Raw genomic sequence first — 18,973 nt, forward strand, 5'->3', positions numbered from 1 at the left:
TCGCTACTTTTCGACAACCCAGCGGTTAACGCTGTTATATTTAGCTTCTAACACCACTTTGAAAAAGCCGGATGGATATTTACTGATATCTATTTCGGCTTTTCCATTTGTAACAGGTACCTCGGCCGCCAGGTGGTAAAGATCGCGCGAGCCTTTGGCAAAGTTGTTGGTAGTTGTCAGCCACACTTTCACATTTCCGTCCTTCTCCATTGCCTGCCAGGAAACCAGCAGCTTACCTTCCTCCTTTTTCACAACGGGGCTTGTTACCGACAATTTGCCCGTGAATGCAATTCCGTCTACCTCGAATGCCTGGTCTTTTGGAATATTTATATCCATGTGGCGCGCTACTGTTGGCATGATATCCACGATACCAGGGTTGTTTTTGAAGTTTGCATTCAGATTTTTCGCATTGGTCACAATCCAGGTTCCCCGTTCCCTGTCCGACTGCCCACCATGTCCCTTACCTGTTTTGGCGTCGCGCCCGTGGTCGGTGGTAACAACGAGCAGCCAATCTTCATTAAAGGTTTTTTCACGATACTGGATCGATTTCCAAAGCCGACCCATTTGATCGTCCATAATGTGAATGGCCTTGTGAAACTGGTTACTGTCGCCAAAACGATGGCCCATATCATCAGTATATTCAAGATATACCCACGACATATCGGGTCCGTTGTTGTAAATGTAAGCCGCAGCATCGTCAACTACTTTCTCATCGATTTTGTGAATGTACTCTGCCTGCTTGTCGTGCGGGAAATGGATGTTATCCAGCTCGAAGCCATCGAAGGAATAGTCGAGCTGTAATTTGTTGGTCTGCTCCAAACCTTCACCTACCAGCTTGGTGCGGTTATCAAGCCAGGTTGAGAAAATGGCGGTCTTTTTGTAAGGGTACTGACTTTCCAGAAAGCGGAAAAGAGTCCAGTAGTGGTAATTCGGATCTTTAATATCGTTATCAGGTACATTGTGCTTGTTAAACCAGGTGCCGGTCAGAAGGCTGTTGTAACCCACAGCAGAGATTGTAGGTGTTTCTGAGTAAGTACCTTTGTCGCCGCCGACGTGTGCGCGGGTATAACCGCCCGTTTTTGCGACTGCGTCGAGGTTAGGTGTGGGGATTTTCTCTTTACTGTCACTTGAAATTCCGTCAACGATCACAAAAAGTGTCTTTTTGATTTTTGTTTGCGCAAGAATGCTTTCGTTTTGACAAGTCAGCAGCACGCAGCTCAGGAGGGTTAACCGTAGAAATTTCATTCGTGATAAAATAAAAATGCCCTCAAATTAACGGTGATTTTGCCGGATTTGAGAGCATTCAGGTACTAAGAAATTATTAAATGTCAGGGATTGACGGGCTGTTCAGGTACTGTCTCTGTCTTTTTCTTTTTGCCAAAAACATAAACCAGCCCAAAGTGGCTTTTCAATACCCCGCTGTCAAATTCATCTTTTACATACGGGTTCAGTTCGAGAGCGAGCTGAATGTTCCGGTTTTGAGGTAAAGGTGAAATCCGTACACCTACATTAAGCGAATATCCATCGATGGTGATCAAATCTGCGTCCGCGTCTGCAATGCGGTAAAGCGGATTCAGGCGAAGTCCGCCGCCAATGTACCATTGTACCACTTCGCCTCTTTTCAGGTTGATCATCGGAAGCAGATCCACGCTCAAACTACTAAATAGTGAGTTGGTTTGAAACCGTGTATCGAGCCAAATGGCTTTCCGTGAATTGGTACTGATGGAAAGCAGGCTGCTCCACGGGTAATAACCCACGGAAGCCTGTGCTTGCAACGTTCCGGTACTTAATGTAAAAATAAATATGAAGAGGCAGAGCAGTTTTTTCATTACTAGCGGCGCATTGCTTTACCCAGCTTTCCAGCTGCCTGCATCGTGTTCATTTTCTTCATCATTCTGCGCATTTCATCAAATTGCTTGATTAGGTTGTTTACCTGCAAAATAGTAGTTCCGCTACCAGCAGCAATTCTCTTTTTGCGGCTGCCGTCGATCATATCCGGATTTTCCCGCTCCTTTTTGGTCATTGATTGAATGATCGCCTCGATAGGTTTGAACGATTCATTGCTGATATCGAGATCTTTCATTGCGCTTCCCATTCCCGGGATCATGCCGATCAGGTCTTTGACATTACCCATTTTCTTGATCTGCTGTAACTGGCCAAGGAAATCGTCAAAGTCAAACTTATTCTGACGCATTTTGGCATTGATACGCTTCGCTTCGTCTTCGTCAAAAGCCTGCTGCGCGCGCTCAACAAGGGAGATTACGTCACCCATACCCAGGATCCTGCTCGCCATCCTGTCTGGATAGAAGGAGTCGAGGGCTTCCATTTTTTCGCCGGTACTGATGTATTTGATCGGCTTGTCGACAATCTGACGGATAGAAAGCGCCGCTCCACCACGTGCGTCACCGTCGAGTTTTGTTAAAACAACCCCGTCGAAATCAAGTCTTTCATTAAATGTTTTGGCTGTATTTACCGCATCCTGTCCGGTCATGGAATCCACAACGAAAAGGATTTCGGAGGGGCGCACCGCAGATTTGATATCTTCCACCTCTTTCATCATCACTTCATCTACAGCCAAACGGCCCGCAGTATCCACGATCACGATTTTCTTTCCGATTTTTCTCGCGTGAGCCACGGCGTTTTGCGCGATGTTCACTGCATTCTTGTTCTCAGGCTCCGAATACACTTCGACTCCAACCTGCTCGCCGAGCACTTTCAGCTGGTCTATCGCAGCCGGACGGTACACGTCGCAAGCGGTTAACAATACCTGGCGTCCCTGTTTTTTCAGCAATGCAGCGAGCTTACCAGAGAATGTCGTTTTACCCGAACCCTGCAAACCTGCGATCAGGATCACGGCAGGATCTCCTTTGATATTGATTGCCTCTGCCTGGCCGCCCATCAATTCGGTCAGCTCTTCCTGCACGATCTTGACGAACATTTGTCCCGGCTCAACCGAGATCAATATCTTCCTGTCAAGCGCCTTGTCGCGGATCCGGTCTGTAATTTCTTTTGCAACCTTGAAGTTTACATCGGCGTCGACCAATGCTTTACGTACTTCCTTGGTAGTTGCGGCAACATTTATGTCGGATATCCTGTCCTTTCCTTTTAGTGTGCGAAAGGCATTGTTTAGCTTATCCTGTAAGTTCTCAAACATGGATTATAAAATATTATTCTGGATCTGAATTGAAATAATCACAAATGTATAAATAAAATAAGGAGTACAGGAAAGGGAATCCTGTACTCCTTGAAAATCAATGCGGGATATATCTTTGATTTATTTGTTGCCTTTAAACTTGGCTGCAACCCAGCGGAACATTTTCTTTTCTTTTTCCCAGAAAAACGAAAACTGGCCCAGCAGAAACCCGTAAGCCAGCAACAGCGTCTGGTACATCGGGAATATAAAAATGATGTAGGTGATGGTTTTAAGCCACATCGGAGTAAGATCATCGTAGCCCAGGAGGTAAAAAAGTCCTTTTCTGAACCACACTACCGAAGAACCTGCCAAGCTAAAAACAGCCAGTACGATCAGAACTTGCCTGGTTGTTTCCAAACCCCATCTTTCCTGCATTTTGCCCAACCAGGGCTGTGCATTTTTTTCTCCGCTTTGCATATTTTACTTACCTGCTTTTTTGAATTCCCTGCAAAGAAACAATGCGCATCGCAATTTTCCTTGATTTTAATGAATGTTTAATCATGACCTTAGTCAGTGGATAAAGTATAACTTTTAGTATTAAAAGTTAAAAGTAACCACCAAAGCTAAACGCTGAAAACTAATTGCCGAAAGCCGATAGCCTAGAACGATGTCCCGACGCCCGGATCTGAAAAGCGTTTGTCACTGATAAACTGCTGGTCATTTAATGTCCGCAAAAAAGCGATGATGGACTGCTTTTCAGTTGCATTAAGTTGTATACCTTGCTTTGCGCCGGTTTTCAGAAGCGGATCAAGGGTAACCGATTCGTGGATGCTGGATTTTACATTGTCGTTGGCATAATGGTTTAGTACCTCCTCCAACGTATTAAAACGGCCGTCGTGCATGTAAGGCGCGGTTAGCCCGATGTTACGCAGGCTGGGTACTTTGAATTTTAACCTGTCATTTTCATTTAAAGTGATCGCATACCTGCCCTGATCGTTGATCCGGTTGGGTGGTAGTCCGTTGTTTCTGAAACTATGATCGGTGAAAAGCTCCGTAGCGTGACAGGAACTGCATTTTTGTTTGAAAACAGACAATCCTTCCTTTTCCTGTGCATTCAATGCAGAAGCGTCGCCTTGTAAATAATAGTCGTAGCGCGAGGTAGCTGATACCATCGTCATCATAAACTGCGACAATGCTTTCATCATCTTATCCGCCGTGATTTCTTCTGTTCCAAAAGCTGCTTTAAACATTTTGGGATAATCAACCTGCTTGGCTGCACCTGCTACCGGCGTTTTTTTAAGCTTGTCAATCACATTGCCGGTACGTTCGCCCATTTCTACTTCATTTTGAATAGGTACCGGGGGAACTTCGTCCATAGCATGCACGCCGCCGTCCCAGAAAAATGAGGTACTCCAGGCCATATTCTGTACCGAGGGTGAATTCCGCGTGCCGATCAGATCGTCGACGCCGTGGCTGAGATCGTGGCCATGGTGGGTGAAGGCAGCCTGCTGCTGGTGGCAGGTTCCGCATCCGATTTTATCTGTTCGTGACAAAATACCGTCGTAAAACAGAAACCGGCCCAGCTCGATTCCTTCTTCTGTCAATGGATTTTTCGACAGATCGTAAACAGGCTCCGGAAAATACGAGGGCTTTTTAAATTGTACGGATTTAGGACCCGTTGGCTCAGGCTCAGGCTTCGGATTTTCGGTTTCCTTTCCACAAGAAAATGCGACCAGCGCAAGCCAGGCGAGCATTACCAAAAATTTGAAAACGTTTTTCATACCAGACTACTGACTTGTAATCAGTTGGCTTGCACTTCCTTTACACTAAACATATTTGCATAGTTAGCCGCGATATTTGCCGAGAAAGGCATGAACATCACACCCGGGTTTTTCGCAATGCTCAATTGCGTCGGTCCATCAAAGATTTTGAGGATATCCGCTTTAATGTAGACCTGCGGCGACGTAGTGGTTGACACAGCTGCCGTTTGATTTCCAAAACTCAGTTTAACAGTTTTGATATTATTAAGCGTCTTCTCGGTTCGGCCGCCGAAACCACCAATGTGGTACTCGTATTTTCCATTAGCTGTGGTCGACACCTCTGATTTCCCTTCGAATTTCAGGAAAATATAACCCGGGTTCCAGTTCCAGTACATTGTTTCTTCATTGGTCGGGCCGGTATATATATCCAGAATCCCTTTTCTGTTCTCAGGCTCGTCGATACTTTTTAGGCTGTCTACCCCAATTACGTATTCTATTCCGGTGTAATTGCCCACCGGGATATCGTTGATCCTGACGGTTTGCGAGGGTACATTTCCTTCACGGATCAAAAAGTAGCTCGAATCTTTCGGTACCGTAAAGCTGCTGCCGTCGGCTTTGGTGAGCCTGATGTTTGATACATAATAATTTAGCCGCGTCACAGTGAAGTCTTCTCCGGCCACATTGATGTAATTGCCGCTGTTTAAAACCAGGTCTTCATTGCCGACCATATTGTCGAAATGCACGAGCATACTGCCTGATTCGACAGTCGGTTCATCATCGTTAGAGCAGGAAAGTTGAAAAAGCGCCAGTGCAAGGAAAGTAATGGCGACAGATACTGAGGAGTATTTTTTCATAAACTATCGGGAAACAGAACGAAGGTATTTACCTGAAGAATATAACAGAAAATAGGCGGTATTTATGCGAAATGAGGTTTTGTTTTCGTGCAATTGCCTCATTTATCTTTTATGTATCTACCTAAAAATGTGCATTACTGTTCCCATAGAGTAATTTTTCTATATTTGCCCTTTAAACAATATGGGAGGCCTGCCTCCGTTTATGTTCAAAGTCATTTTTCCAGGATTGACCTCTGTTCCATTCGCTTAAACTTTCACTATTATATTTAATATGATGCTTCTGCAAGCACTTACTGACTCTACGGTAGCCGCGCCTGTTGCTGACCAGGGACTTTCCATTATAGATCTTCTCGCAAAAGGGGGTTGGGTTATGTTACCGCTTGGATTGCTTTTTCTGGCAACTCTTTTTTTGATTATCGAACGCTTCTTAGGAATTAATGCGAACGGAAAGATCGAGCATCAGTTTGTTGATAATGTAAAAGATTTTATTCAGCAGGGAAACCTTAAATCTGCCGAGTCACTTTGCCGTAACCAGCGCAATGCTGCCGGGCGCATTCTGGAAAGAGCGATTGGCCGCATTGGTTATCCGATTAAGGATATTGAAACCACCATCGAAAACGCAAGTCAGATCGAAATCCAGCGCATGGAAGGGAATTTGCCTTACCTCGGTGTAATTGCCGGTATTGCGCCTATGCTTGGATTTGTGGGTACGATCTCTGGTATTATCCGGATTTTCTACGATATATCCATTTCAAACGACTTCAATATCAGCACAATCGCTGGGGGTATGTATGAAAAAATGATTACGTCCGGCTCAGGTCTGATCATTGGTTTGATCGCCTATGCGGGTTACCACTTGCTGAACATGAAAATCGACGGGTTTGCATTGCGTTTGCAAATGGCGGCTTCTGATTTTCTGGATGTATTACAAAAGCCGGTGGCTGCGAAGTAAAAAGACAATTTATTTATGAAAATACGTCGCAAGAGCCGGTTTGCCCCCGAGGTGTTCACACACTCGCTCAACGATATTATGTTTTTCCTGCTGCTGTTCTTTTTGATCATCTCCACGATGTCAAATCCGAACGTGATCAAGCTAATGCTTCCAAAAGCATCGGCAACGCAGCAGATGTACAAAAAGCAGATTACACTGTCTGTGGATGAAAATAAAGGCTATTTCATCGACAAAGAACCAATCCCATTCGACCGGCTGGAAGCTGAATTGCAAAGCATTTTCGCCAACGTAGAAGAGCGCACAGTCGTTTTAAGAGTAGACAAAAACCTCGCAGTACAAGACCTGGTAGACGTACTCGAACTAGGCGCCAAGAACGATATTAAAATGGTAATGGCTACTGCGAAGTAGCCATTATGGAGAATAGATAAAGGATTTGTCAGTCTGAGCGGAGTCGAAGACATTCTGCAGCTGTCTTCGACTCCGCTCAGACTGACAATACAAGATTGTAGCTTCCATCTTCTGTTTTTTACTTTCGATCTACTTTTTCGTTCCTCCCTTTCGTCCCTTTCCTCCATCCTCCCTTTAATTCCCAGCACTTTCATAAATCCTGCCAACTATTTCCTGTAAAATAGCTCCTTGTTGGGCGTTGCAGATATTGCTAGGCTTTCCGTCAATGGCATCCAGGAATGCAGTCGTGTTTTTGAGCTGGATATCTGTTTCTGCCAGGTGCGGGAAGTGGGTGTTTGCCAGTTCTCCGCCCGTTTCCGTAAAGAGCCCAAGCGGCTTGTACATTGCTCCTCCTTTTGTGCCGAATACTTCCAGGTTCACGTCTTTTTCTGCCTCCATATTCAATGCAAATGAGGCTGACAAAGTAATGCTGGCATTGTTCGGAAATGATAAGTGTGCAAAACAGGCATCTTCTACTTCAAAGCTGTCTGCATTCCATTCACCCATCAAACCTTTGCCGCCGGCTTTTCCGATAAAATCATAAGTGTTAGCCACCACTCTGTCTGGCAGTTGATAATCCATCATCTCCAACGCCAGATCAAGGATATGTACGCCCAGGTCCATTAAAGCGCCGCCGCCCTGCACAGATTTATTGGTAAAATTGCCCCAGCCCGGTATTCCGCGCCGTCTCAGGTAGCGTGCATTGATATGGTAAATCTGACCTAATGTTCCTTCCTGTCTGGCTTGTCGGATGAAGCCGAATTCAGGCGTTTGCCGGAGTTGCAGATTATAGGCGAGAACCTTGCCTTTGCTTTGGGCAAGATCTGCCATTTGCGCAGCTTCCGCGGCGGTTAATGCAGGTGGTTTTTCACAAAATACGTGACAGCCGTTTTCAAGTGCCTGCATGGCAAATGGATAATGCAGGTTGTTTGCAGTACAAATCACGACAAAGTCAGGCCGGCCTTCGCCTGCATACATTTCTTCGGCACTATCGTAAGCAAAGGGAATCTGGTGCTGGTCGGCGAGCGCACGGGCTTTTTCCTTAACCCTGCTGCAAATTGAAACAACTTCAACCCGGTCCGATAAGCGCTTTAATGCGGGAATGTGATTCTGGTCGGCTATGTGGCCGCCGCCGATAATAGCGGCTTTAAGAAGTGACATGCTGTTATCTCCAATGATGTTTGCCGTAAAATATGGAAACATTATCAGAAATAACAGCCTGGCTAGCTATCGCATTAATTGTCTTTCTTCAACTGTTGTTTTTGATACTTGTATTTTCCTGTTGTTTGAAGACTCATTGCAAAAGCGGGATGATTGGAACTCTGATAGTTCATAAACCGATAGCTGCTTGAATCGGCTTGATACCTGTACTGTGCTTTCGGCGGATCTACGGAGGGTTTAAATGTTTTTGGCTCAAAATAGGCAAGTGACGAGCTAAACAGATCTTCAACTTCTACTTTGGCTACCTGAAAAGCATTCGTAAATCCAGTCGTTTTTGGCAACTGAAATCCCTGCCGTTTATCACCTTTTGCAGCAGCCAGGTCAAACTTGATCTCAATGGTCTGCGTCATTTCCAGCGGCTCGCCATTCTGAATGCCGGGTTTCCATTTAGGCATACCTTTAACCAGGCGAACAGACTCTCCATCCAATCCGAAGCCTACACCTTTCACTATTAACACATTCTGCAGGCCGCCCTCTTTGTCAACTGTAAACCTAACAATAACGGTGCCTTCTACATTCGCTTTGAGTGCAGGAGCAGGATACTTGGTATTGCTTTTCAGATACTCGATCATGGCCGCCTGCCCGCCTGGGAACTCCGGTTTTTGCTCCGCTACTGTAAAAGTTTTGTTAGCAGGTTTCCCATTCGGCGCAGCGGCTTTGGGAGCAGCAGGCTCTGGTTTGTTCGGGGTAGCTGTAATCGTCGGACCTTTTAAAACGGTATCGTCTGGTTCTATGACAATGGCGTATGTAGATTTCCCTTTGGTAACAGCCACTTCCTTCGACTTGAACTGAATGTGGCTAACGACCAGCGACGCGCCCGCTGCTACATTTTCTAATTCAAAATTTCCATCCTTATCCGTCGCGGCGCCCTGTGTTTTGTTTTTAACGATCACAATTGCGCCTGGTATCGGCTTGCCATTTTTATCTGAAATTCTTCCCTTAATCATTGCATGATCGGTCAGTATCGCGGGACTTGCGGTTCGCGGCTGAGGGATATATTCGCGGGCTGCTGTTAAGAACACAGCGGTGACTGTAATAGGCAAGATCAGCAGATACTTGCTCAGGAGCCATTTGGATGTGCGGTTTTTGTAAATCATTTTGATGCGGTTTTTAAGTAACGAAGCATTTGAGAAATGATTGGTAAGTACCTGTCCGGGTACATTCAACGCGTAGGAAACAAGGAAATGCGCATAGGTGTCACGATTGGCAGCTTCCATATCTGCCAGGTATTCATGTAAAGTCTGCAATGATCTTTTGTAGAACCAAACCACCGGATTGGCCCAGAATAGAACTTTGAGAATTTCAATCAGTAAGATATCCAGACTATGCCACTGGCGGATATGCACATGTTCGTGCCGGAGAATGGTGTCAGGATTGTTCTCATAATCGGCCTGGTTGACAACCAGCCATTTGAAAAATGAAAATGAACCGGAGTTCGTCTTTTTAGCTTGTTTGTAGTCTAGAAAAATAAGGGTATACGCTTCCAGCTGAATGCGCTCGCCATTTTTGACCAAAACAAATAACTTTTGAAAAGACCGTAACATCTTAGCCAGCATGAACATGCAACCCGACACATACACCCAAAACAAGATTTGCGACCAGCTAACCTGCTCTTCCGGTGCCGCGGGTGTTACCGCATTCGCTGCGACCTGCTGCATCATTTCTGTACTTTGCTCCGCAACCTCCACAGGTGTGTAAAACACGATAAGTGGGAGAAGGAACGAAGCTCCGATTGAACCCAGCAAGTAGATCCGGTTCCATTGAAAAAATGTTTGTTGGCGAAAAAACAGCCAGTAGCAGCAATAGAAAAGGATTAGGTACAGGTTGGCTTTGGCCAGATAAATGAGCATTTCCATATAGTGGGAGCTATTTTTTTGTTGTGATCAGCACTACCCCATTTTTGCCTTCTTCTCCGTAGATCGTAGTGGCACCCGTCTCTTTGAGCACACTTATAGATTCTATCATATTCGGGTCCATCTTGCTCACGCCATCGCCATTTGCCAGCTTAACACCGTCTACAATGTATAAAGGAACCTTGGCAACAGACAGGTTAGGATTGGCTCTGATCTGTATTCCGGAACGCGGCTCCGGGTCTAATTGCTGCACTTTTGCAGTAGGCTGGTTGGTAGCTCCGGCAAGCGGCACGAATGCAGTGACAGTGGCCGTCTTGATCGTTTCAGTCGAATTTGGTTTGGTTGTAATCTCAATGACCCCATTCTTGCCTTTGTTTCCATAAATGGAAGTGGTTTTGAAATCCTTCCGCACATTCACTGAGGCGATTTGGTCTGGAGACAGCTTTCTGGCATCATCAGCGTTTTCAAGTTCTTTGCCGTCTACAACATACAGTGGCGCCTTTTCACCAGTTTGTATGTTCAGCTTAGCCTGGTTATCTGCTTCTTCCAACTGGAAATTAATGGGAAGTACATATTTAACGTTAACCTTTTGTCCGCTCTGCTCGCCGGGCTTCCAGTCAGGAAAGCTCCTTAAAACACGTACTGCCTCCTCGTCGCATCCGTAACCAATTCCTTTCAGTACATTAATGGTCTGTATCTTACCTGTTTCAGTCACTATAAATGAGAGGAACACCCTTCCCTGTACATTGGCCTTTACAGCGGCAGTGGGATATTTGATCTTTTGCGCTAAAAACCGATGCATTGCATCTGTACCTCCCGGGAATTCAGGCTGGGTTTCAACAACCGTAAAAACCTTCGCAGGCAATATTTCCTCTTCTGTTTTCGCTACCTCAGGCTCGCTGTAATCTTCCTTCTCGCAGCCAGCAACCAGCAATGCAGTGGCTCCTATCATTGTGGCAGCAAACAGGTAAGTGCTGAGCAGCCATTTCGGACTCCGGTTTTTGTAGATCATCTGGATTCGGGATTTAATTTGTGATGGTTTGAAAAAATGGTTTGTCAATGAAGCAATGGGCGCATTCAACGCATAACTCACCAGAAAGCGGGCGTAATTTTCGCGGTTTGAAGCTTTCGAGTCGGCGAGGAATTCGTGTACCTCCTGCAAATCTCTTTTGTAAAGCAGGAGAACGGGATTAAACCAGAAGAACACTTTCATGATCTCCACAAAGAGTATATCGGCGCTGTGCCACTGCTTTGCGTGTACCATTTCGTGGCAAAGAATGTCGTCAAAATGGCTTTCATAATCGTTTCTGTTGATCACGATCCATTTCAGAAAGGAAAATGAGCCGATCTGGTTGGAGTCGATCATCACGACGGTACAATCTTCCAGCTCGATCACTTCGCCTGCCATCAAAAACCTCCGCAGCTGATGTATATGCCTGAAAAGCAGATAACCCGAAATGAGCAGCCCGATCGCATACAAAATCCACGCGACCTGCACCCAGGTAATCAGCGGCTGCTCTTCCTGAACAGCCGAAATGGAAACTGCTGCTGTATTCACCTCGTAAATAACCGGCAGCGCAGGTGCGGTTTCGGGGTAGATTACAAATGGTAATGCAAATGCAACGGCAAGGGAGCCAAGCAGATAAAACCGGTTCAGCTGAAAAAAAGTGTGCTGCCGGAGCATCAGACGATAACAGGCAAAAAGCAGGATCCAATACAGGTTCACCTTGCCGAGATACAATAGCATTTCCATGGCTAACAGGGTTTTTATTGTTCGTTTTTGTGCTGATTGATCAGCTTCATGATTTCGTCCAGATCTTTCGTTTTCAGATCATTGTCCTTTACGAAAAATGAAACCAGGTTAGGCAATGAGTTATCAAAGTAATTGACCATCAATTGCTTCATCTCGTGGCGCTTATACTCCTCTTCGCTGATGAGCGGGTAATATTCGTGCGTTTTTCCATACGCTGTGTAGCCCACAACTTCTTTCTTTTCCAGGATCCGGATGATCGTCGAAACGGTGTTGTAAGCAGGTTTGGGTTCAGGCATTTCGGCCAGTATGTCTTTTACAAATGCCTTTTTAAGTTGCCATAGAATCCTCATTACCTCCTCCTCAGCGCGTGTCAATGTGCGTACTTCCATAATTTTGAGCTGTATTATTAAATTTTAACTTGGTATTATCTCAAAGTTAAGACTATTCATTTAGTTTCAAAACTATTTTATTAGTTATTTAAACTAATGCAAAAAAAAAGCCCGCATTCAATGCAGGCTGCTACTTTCAAAATTGTTCAAACAGCTAGTATCTGGCTACGGGAGCGGGTAGTTCTTTCAGGCTGCGGCTGATCACGCTGATCAGTTCATCGGCTTTGAACGGTTTTGTTACAAAGCTGCTGAACCTGACACCTTCCAGCTCCTTTTCAGCGAAAGTATCTGCCGTAAATGCAATCACCGGGACATTGATGAGGTGCGGATACGATCCCTGGATTGTTTTCATAGCTGTTATACCATCCATTACCGGCATTTGAATGTCCATCAGGATCAGGTCAAACTCTGCATGGTCGAGGTGTTCCAATAGTTCTTTTCCATTGTTGCAAATCACAAAATCAGCTTCCCACTTGGATAAAAGGTGTTTCAGCAGGATCTGATTGGCAATAATGTCCTCGGCAGCGAGGATACGGTAACCTTTGAGCGAGATATGTTCAACCGGATCAGCCTGTACTACATTGAGGTCTTTCTCTGCTTTGCCGAAATTAAGTATCACGCTGAATGTAGCGCCCTCGCCCAGTTTGCTTTGAGCTGTAATGCTTCCGTTCATCAGCTCCGCAATCTTACGCGTAATGCTCAATCCAAGCCCGGTACCGCCGAAATAGTGTTTCGCATTGTTCTTATGTGCCTGCGAAAAGCTTTCGAAAATGACGCTCAGCTTGTCTTCCGAGATACCTATTCCCGAGTCAACCACATCAATTTTTAGGTCTACGCTGCTTCCGAGATCTTTGTGAAGCGATACGATCACTTTTACAAAGCCGCCTTCTTCTGTGAATTTGATCGCATTCCCCACCAGGTTGACCAATATCTGATTCAACCGGTAAGCATCTCCTGTCAGCAGTGTCGGCGTGTTTTCGTCAAACTGATAAGTCAGATCAATGGCCTTTTCTTTTGCTCTAACTTCAAAGGTTTTGATCAGGTAGCTCAGTTTCTCCCTCAGGTCGAAATCGAAGTTTTCCAGGCCAAACTTGCCAGCTTCTATCTTAGAGAAATCGAGTATGTCGTTCAGTATGACCATCAAATTATCTGCCGAATACTTGATCATCTGCAGATACTCGCGGTCTTCATCGGGAAAATCACGCGTCATTAAAAGGTCGGTGAAGCCGATAATCCCATTCATGGGCGTACGGATTTCGTGGCTCATCGTAGAGAGGAAATCAGATTTGATCCGCGTCGCTTCTTCCGCGTCGCGTTTCGCCTTGATCAGTTCCTTTTCAACGTTTTTGCGACTGGTAATATCAATAGCAGTACCCAGCACTTCCTGCACAGTTCCGTTTGCATTGCGCTTGAAAGGTACTTCCCTGGTGATGATCCAAACTTCCGATCCGTCACGGTGCAGCAGCCTGAATTCTTTCTCCACCACATCCGAATCCTTCACCCAGTGCCGCATATAGTGGTAATGCCGGCGGAATGTAAGCTGGTCCTGATCATTCACAATCCGCGAAAGGGCATTGCTGCTTTCCGGCAGAAGCTCATCGTCGGAGTAGCCCAGTATTTTCGATATCTGCTTATTCTGGAAGATATTCGTCCATTTTTCAATATCGATTACATAAATGATATTAGGGGAGAGTAATGCGATTTTGTTGATAAACTCCTCCTTTTCAGCCAGTTCCTGCTTGGCCTGCTCTCTTCCTTTCCCGGCTTCGAGCATTTGCCCCATTGTATGGAACGTCTTCGTCAGCTTCTCCGGCGTAACTTCCGACTTGGGAAAGTAATCCATTGCGCCCGCCTTCATCATTTCGACAGCAATACGCTCATCTCCCTGCGAAGTGAGTACAATAACCGGCAGGTTAGGAACAATGCGCTTGATCTTTTTCAGCAATTCCAGTCCATTCGTCTTTGGGAGCTGGTAATCGAGAAAAATGCAGGAAGGAATCCATACGTCGAGCATCTGCAGCGCCTCTTCCGCATATTTACAAATCCTGACCTCGCCAACATCCAGCAAAGACTTCTGCATTGCACGCATAAAGTACATCGCATCAATGTCGTCGTCTTCTACTAACAGGATATCGGGACTGATCATGATTTTTAAGAGATAACGCTGAGATTTTTATTCGGGAAATTCGCAAAGTGTCCAGTAGCTGTTCAATGTGGATACAGCGGCAATAAACCGGTCCATCGATAATGGTTTCAGGATATATCCGGCTACATTCAGGTTGAAAGCGTCTATTTTGTCGCTGTCTTCATTAGAGGTAGTCATCACAAATACAGAAAGCGAACTCAGGTCCGGGTCCTGACGGATTTCTTTCAGAAATTCGATCCCGCCCATTCTCGGCATATTGAGGTCCAGCAATACAATCTTTGGCCTTGCAAACTCATTTTCAGGATTGCGTAGCATAGCGAGGGCATCTATTCCGTTCGAAGCTACGACCAAACGGTTTGAAATATTGTTTTTTTTGAATGCCCGTTTGACATTCATAACATCTACTTCGTCATCCTCTACAAGAAGGATTGTCATAGGAACTGGATTGGAGAGTGACATTTAAATATTTGCTGTTATTGAAATGGATTGTTTTTGAGAGAGGTTTCAGTATTCTTCAATTCGTTCTTCGGCCAGGTAAAGAAGAACTTGGTCCCTTCACCCATTTGAGACTCTATCCGGATCACGCCGCCTTTTTCATCCAGTATTTTCTTCACAATTGCGAGTCCCACACCGGTGCTCTCAACTTCGTCACGCGCCTGTAAAGTCTGGAAAATCACAAATATTCTTTCATGAAATTCGGGGCTGATTCCGGGGCCGTTATCGCCTACGTAAAATTCGTACAGAGTGTCTTTCTCCCGCCAGCCGATCGTGATCTCTATCTCCGGCTTGTCGTTGTATTTGACGCCATTTGAAATCAGGTTCTGTAAAATCTGGGTCAATGTAATCTTCTCTGTTTCGAGTTCAAGACTTGCGTCACCGTCCAGTTTGAAGCGTACAGGTTTTTTGCTGCTGAAAGTTTCAGACAGATCGTCAACCAGCGCCTTCAATGCAAAACGTTCCTTCGAAGTTTTAATCCTGCCAGCCCTTGAATACGACAGGATCCCATTGATCAGACTTTCCATTCTATGCACGCGGCCGCGCAGCAGCTTGAACTGGTCGAGCGTATCTCCTTCCAGCAAATGGTTAATGTCTTCTTCAATCCATTCAGACAAGTTATTGATGGCGCGAAGCGGCGCTTTCAGGTCGTGACTTACCACGTATGCAAACTGGTCAAGTTCTGCATTGATCCTTTCCAGATCGCGCATGTAGGATTTCAGTTTCCTTTCGGAATTAACCTTTTCGGTCACATCCGAAAGTGCGCCAATGTAACCTACGAGCTCGTCTCCGGCATATTGTTTGGTAATCGATCCGCCGACCCATATCTCTTTTTTACCGGCCGTGTGGATTTTGATAATCGCATCCACCGCATTCTGCTCCGTATTCAGAACTTCATTGATCTGATCAGCCGATTCGGAGAAGAAATCCATCCAGTTACGGTTGAGCGTTTCGGCTACGGTGTAGCCGGTAACAGTTTCCCATGCATTATTGAGATAGATGATGGTACCGTCACGATCAAGTTGCAAGAGTATCTCTGAAATGCTGCTGACAACCTGTTCCAGTCTTTTGCTGGTCAGTGCAGCTTCCTCGGTCTTCTCCTGCGCAACGCGGGTCAGTTCCCTGTTTGCCTTGAAAAGCTCGCCTGAGCTTTGTTCGAGGATATGTTCAACCCTCGTAAGATCGTCCTGGTATTCGGTATAAGCCAAATGGACCGATAAAAGGAAATCCTGTAAGCCAGGATGTTCGGCCAGCTCCAAAGGCAATGATTTCCGGATCTGCCGTTTAAGCAGCCGGTGGTAATTGGTTTCCGTTATTTCAATAGCAGACATTACAGTTCCCTGAAAGTGGTAATGGTCATGGTTTGATTGTGGAGCTCGCACAAAGCATTGCGATTAAAGGGTGCCAGCTCGCCATAAGAGTAAAAGCCAGCCATAAACGGAGCCGACAATACTTCCGAAACGCATTCCACTTCTTCTTCCACCATTTGTTTTAATACCAGCTTTCTTCCGACGCAGCTCACCAGGATTGCGAGCTCGGGATCATTTTTCAGGCCCTCGGCCGCCGCGTGCGCTGCTTCTTCCGCGCCTGTGATCAGGCGGTCGTTGTTTGCCTTCATTAACCTCACAAATGAACCCTCCGGAATGTCACCGGCGAAAGTGAGGCTTTTTTCGACCTCATTAATGCCAAGAATGGTACGTACCACAGGGGCGCGGTCTTCGCTGTCGCGCATGCTCAATGGAAAAAGCAGGCCCGAGGCCGGGAGTTCTTTGGCTTTATCTCCCAAAAATGATTTATAAAGATCCAGCGCAGGCTGGTTATCAATCTCAAACAAAACGTTTTCTTTCGATTTGGTTACTACTCTGTCCAGCCCGAAACTGTCCCAGCCGCCTCTTGAACCAAAACCGATGGACAGACTGTCCCCGTAAAATCCTACTGCCGCTACACTTTGTGTTGCCACAGCGCCGTCAGGCTCCACGATCACCGTCTTCACGAAATGGGAACCGTCGCCGGCAAGACCGCCGGTTAAGGTAACATCTGCCGGAAGGTGCTCCGTCATACCTTTTACCAGATCGGTACCATTCACTTTCAGACCGTCGGAAACAACAAAAACGTGCTGCAATCCTTCTTTTGGAAGCTGGTCTACCAGTTGCTTGCCAGCTTCAAAGCTGCTGAACTGGATATCTTCAAGACAAACCTTCGAGCTTTTTACACCTGTTTTATCGAAGCCGATCGCCGTGATAATAATGGTATTGTCTTTCACATTCACATCTGCAATTTCACCTGCTGTCGAGCATCCGGAAAAGATCGCCCCGGGATATTCGGCTGCCAGCTTTGCAGTCAGACCGCTACCCTCAAGTAGTTCGCGGTTTCCGAATATAAATAGGAGTTGTGGACTAAAACTAAATGTAACCTGAGAGGAAGATTCGGTATAAACTACCTGTTCAATTTGCATGGGTTTACGTATCTAAAAGGGCTGGATAATTCGGGAAAACAATTTACGTAAAACTTTTAATATTCGAATTAATATTACGCTTATTGCATTGTAAGTGCGGTATTTAGCCTAGGAAATAGATGGAAACGAAATGCCTTTTATCTTCCTGAACAGTTCCACTGCGTACAGGTCCGTCATTCCCGAAATAAAGTCCAGTACGGTCTGGATCCGGGAATAGGTATCTGTGCGGGATGTGATGAATTGTTTGGGTATCAGGTCTACCAGCTTGCGGGTATAATGCGAAGTATTATTCAGGTAGGCTGGCACAAATTCTTCCAGCAGTCCGCCGATTACCTTGTACCCCGCTACTTCTATCTGAACCACGGATGAATAATTGTAAATTTTACTGATGGAAATGCGCTCAATTTCTTTCATCGCGCTCCGGTAAGGTTCCGCAATTCCGTCGATCAGGCTGCAGTTCAGATCGCCCGACAGAATCGTGGATTGTTCATCATAGAAAAGTTCGGAGCAGGCCCCGATGAGCGTGTTGATCGATTTAGCTCTCAGCAGACTGATCTTGGCATCGTCGTCGTCGATCTCCTGTAACCTTGCCGGCATTTTAGGGTCGTTACAAAGTTCCAGCAGCAAAGTTTCGACTTCCTTATAAGAAAGGATTTTGAGGCGGTGCGCATCTTCCAGGTCAATGATATTGTAACAAATATCGTCAGCCGCCTCCACCAGATAAACCAGCGGGTGACGTTTATAAACCAAAGGCGAGTCGGTTACCTTATACAGGTCCAGCTCGTTGGCAATCTTTTGAAAGCCAGCCTGCTCTGATTGGAAGAAGCCGTATTTCTTGGTGTAAATATTGGCCTTATTATGCCCGGCAATGGCTTCGCAGGGATACTTTGCAATGGCAGCTAATGTAGCGTAAGTCAGAGCGAAACTTCCGTAGCCTTTTCCGGCATAAGGGTGTGTCAGTATCCGGAATGCGTTTGCATTTCCTTCAAAATGGATCAGGTCAGCCCATTGTGCCTCACTTACAAGGGTTTTGTATTTTAATCCGTCACCGTGTGTAAAATAATGCGAGATAGCTGCCTCACCCGAGTGTCCGAATGCAGGGTTACCCAGATCGTGTGCGAGACAAGCGGCGGAAACGATGTTCCCTATCTCACTAACCAAAGGATATTTTGAGTCAATGTCAGCGTCGGCTGAGCAGAGCTTATTATAGAATATCCGGCCGAGAGACTTTCCCACACTAGCCACTTCCAGACTGTGGGTTAGCCGGTTATGTACAAAAACACTTCCGGGTAATGGGAATACCTGTGTTTTATTTTGAAGTCTTCTGAAAGGAGAAGAAAAAATGAGCCTGTCGTAATCGCGTTGAAACTCAGACCGCGCTTCGGCTGGATTTGCGTTGTATTTGTCTTCACTTCCCCAGCGTTTGGCGGAAAGCAGTTTGTCCCAATTCATCATGTTGATTTTCTTAATGCAGTAAAACTAGTCGGTTTCGGTCAATTCCTTTCCGCGCAGTTA

Annotated in this window: 17 protein-coding genes; 2 read left to right on the forward strand and 15 right to left on the reverse strand. The window is 45.8% G+C overall.

Annotated elements, in window-relative coordinates; translation table 11 throughout:
- Window positions 1-3: 3 nt before the first annotated feature.
- The 6 genes from AC1XTG_RS15200 to AC1XTG_RS15225 form a co-directional block, all read right to left on the reverse strand.
- Window positions 4-1,245 (reverse strand): alkaline phosphatase family protein, encoded by a 1,242-nt coding sequence (locus AC1XTG_RS15200; RefSeq protein ID WP_484842531.1) that lies wholly within the window; start codon window positions 1,243-1,245, stop codon window positions 4-6.
- An 83-nt stretch (window positions 1,246-1,328) separates the two neighbouring features.
- Window positions 1,329-1,829 (reverse strand): hypothetical protein, encoded by a 501-nt coding sequence (locus AC1XTG_RS15205; RefSeq protein WP_056292123.1) that lies wholly within the window; start codon window positions 1,827-1,829, stop codon window positions 1,329-1,331.
- Window positions 1,830-1,831: 2 nt separating this feature from the next.
- The gene (gene ffh / locus AC1XTG_RS15210; RefSeq protein WP_031528253.1) at window positions 1,832-3,154 is read right to left on the reverse strand and encodes a signal recognition particle protein; all 1,323 of its coding nucleotides are present in this window, start codon (window positions 3,152-3,154) and stop codon (window positions 1,832-1,834) included.
- A 120-nt stretch (window positions 3,155-3,274) separates the two neighbouring features.
- Window positions 3,275-3,610, reverse strand: a complete 336-nt coding sequence (locus AC1XTG_RS15215; protein ID WP_056292120.1) for a DUF6787 family protein — start codon at window positions 3,608-3,610, stop codon at window positions 3,275-3,277.
- A 182-nt stretch (window positions 3,611-3,792) separates the two neighbouring features.
- Window positions 3,793-4,914, reverse strand: coding sequence for a cytochrome-c peroxidase (locus AC1XTG_RS15220; protein WP_484842532.1), 1,122 nt, complete (start codon window positions 4,912-4,914; stop codon window positions 3,793-3,795).
- A 20-nt stretch (window positions 4,915-4,934) separates the two neighbouring features.
- Window positions 4,935-5,747 carry an MbnP family protein gene (locus AC1XTG_RS15225; protein ID WP_484842533.1) on the reverse strand — a complete coding sequence of 271 codons (813 nt, stop codon included), beginning with the start codon at window positions 5,745-5,747 and terminating at the stop codon, window positions 4,935-4,937.
- 271 nt (window positions 5,748-6,018) lie between these two features.
- Between AC1XTG_RS15225 and AC1XTG_RS15230 the strand changes: the two genes are divergently transcribed.
- Together AC1XTG_RS15230 and AC1XTG_RS15235 are read left to right on the forward strand one after the other, a co-directional pair.
- Complete coding sequence (locus AC1XTG_RS15230) at window positions 6,019-6,699, forward strand: MotA/TolQ/ExbB proton channel family protein (protein WP_056292109.1); 681 nt, start codon at window positions 6,019-6,021, stop codon at window positions 6,697-6,699.
- A 15-nt stretch (window positions 6,700-6,714) separates the two neighbouring features.
- Window positions 6,715-7,107, forward strand: coding sequence for an ExbD/TolR family protein (locus AC1XTG_RS15235; RefSeq protein ID WP_056292104.1), 393 nt, complete (start codon window positions 6,715-6,717; stop codon window positions 7,105-7,107).
- Window positions 7,108-7,281: 174 nt separating this feature from the next.
- On the opposite strand, the gene AC1XTG_RS15240 is transcribed toward AC1XTG_RS15235, so the two are convergent.
- The 9 genes from AC1XTG_RS15240 to AC1XTG_RS15280 form a co-directional block, all read right to left on the reverse strand.
- Window positions 7,282-8,307 (reverse strand): Gfo/Idh/MocA family protein, encoded by a 1,026-nt coding sequence (locus AC1XTG_RS15240; RefSeq protein ID WP_056292339.1) that lies wholly within the window; start codon window positions 8,305-8,307, stop codon window positions 7,282-7,284.
- A 74-nt stretch (window positions 8,308-8,381) separates the two neighbouring features.
- Window positions 8,382-10,223 (reverse strand): TonB family protein, encoded by a 1,842-nt coding sequence (locus AC1XTG_RS15245; RefSeq protein ID WP_484842534.1) that lies wholly within the window; start codon window positions 10,221-10,223, stop codon window positions 8,382-8,384.
- Between the two features lie 10 nt (window positions 10,224-10,233).
- The gene (locus AC1XTG_RS15250; RefSeq protein WP_484842535.1) at window positions 10,234-11,973 is read right to left on the reverse strand and encodes a TonB family protein; all 1,740 of its coding nucleotides are present in this window, start codon (window positions 11,971-11,973) and stop codon (window positions 10,234-10,236) included.
- 14 nt (window positions 11,974-11,987) lie between these two features.
- Complete coding sequence (locus AC1XTG_RS15255; protein WP_031528244.1) at window positions 11,988-12,362, reverse strand: BlaI/MecI/CopY family transcriptional regulator; 375 nt, start codon at window positions 12,360-12,362, stop codon at window positions 11,988-11,990.
- A gap of 154 nt (window positions 12,363-12,516) precedes the next feature.
- Window positions 12,517-14,508, reverse strand: a complete 1,992-nt coding sequence (locus AC1XTG_RS15260; protein WP_056292095.1) for a response regulator — start codon at window positions 14,506-14,508, stop codon at window positions 12,517-12,519.
- 27 nt (window positions 14,509-14,535) lie between these two features.
- Window positions 14,536-14,943 carry a response regulator gene (locus AC1XTG_RS15265; protein ID WP_229238855.1) on the reverse strand — a complete coding sequence of 136 codons (408 nt, stop codon included), beginning with the start codon at window positions 14,941-14,943 and terminating at the stop codon, window positions 14,536-14,538.
- 38 nt (window positions 14,944-14,981) lie between these two features.
- A complete protein-coding gene (locus AC1XTG_RS15270) occupies window positions 14,982-16,334 on the reverse strand; it encodes a sensor histidine kinase (RefSeq protein WP_056292089.1) in 1,353 nt (450 codons plus the stop codon).
- Window positions 16,334-17,458: an FIST signal transduction protein gene (locus AC1XTG_RS15275; RefSeq protein WP_484842536.1), complete on the reverse strand. Its 1,125-nt coding sequence runs from the start codon at window positions 17,456-17,458 to the stop codon at window positions 16,334-16,336. The genes AC1XTG_RS15270 and AC1XTG_RS15275 overlap by 1 nt, the downstream gene beginning before the upstream one ends.
- A 108-nt stretch (window positions 17,459-17,566) precedes the next feature.
- Window positions 17,567-18,913, reverse strand: a complete 1,347-nt coding sequence (locus AC1XTG_RS15280; protein ID WP_484842537.1) for a deoxyguanosinetriphosphate triphosphohydrolase — start codon at window positions 18,911-18,913, stop codon at window positions 17,567-17,569.
- Window positions 18,914-18,973: the final 60 nt, after the last annotated feature.

This window comes from Dyadobacter sp. HNCC25DJ183 (assembly GCF_056895175.1).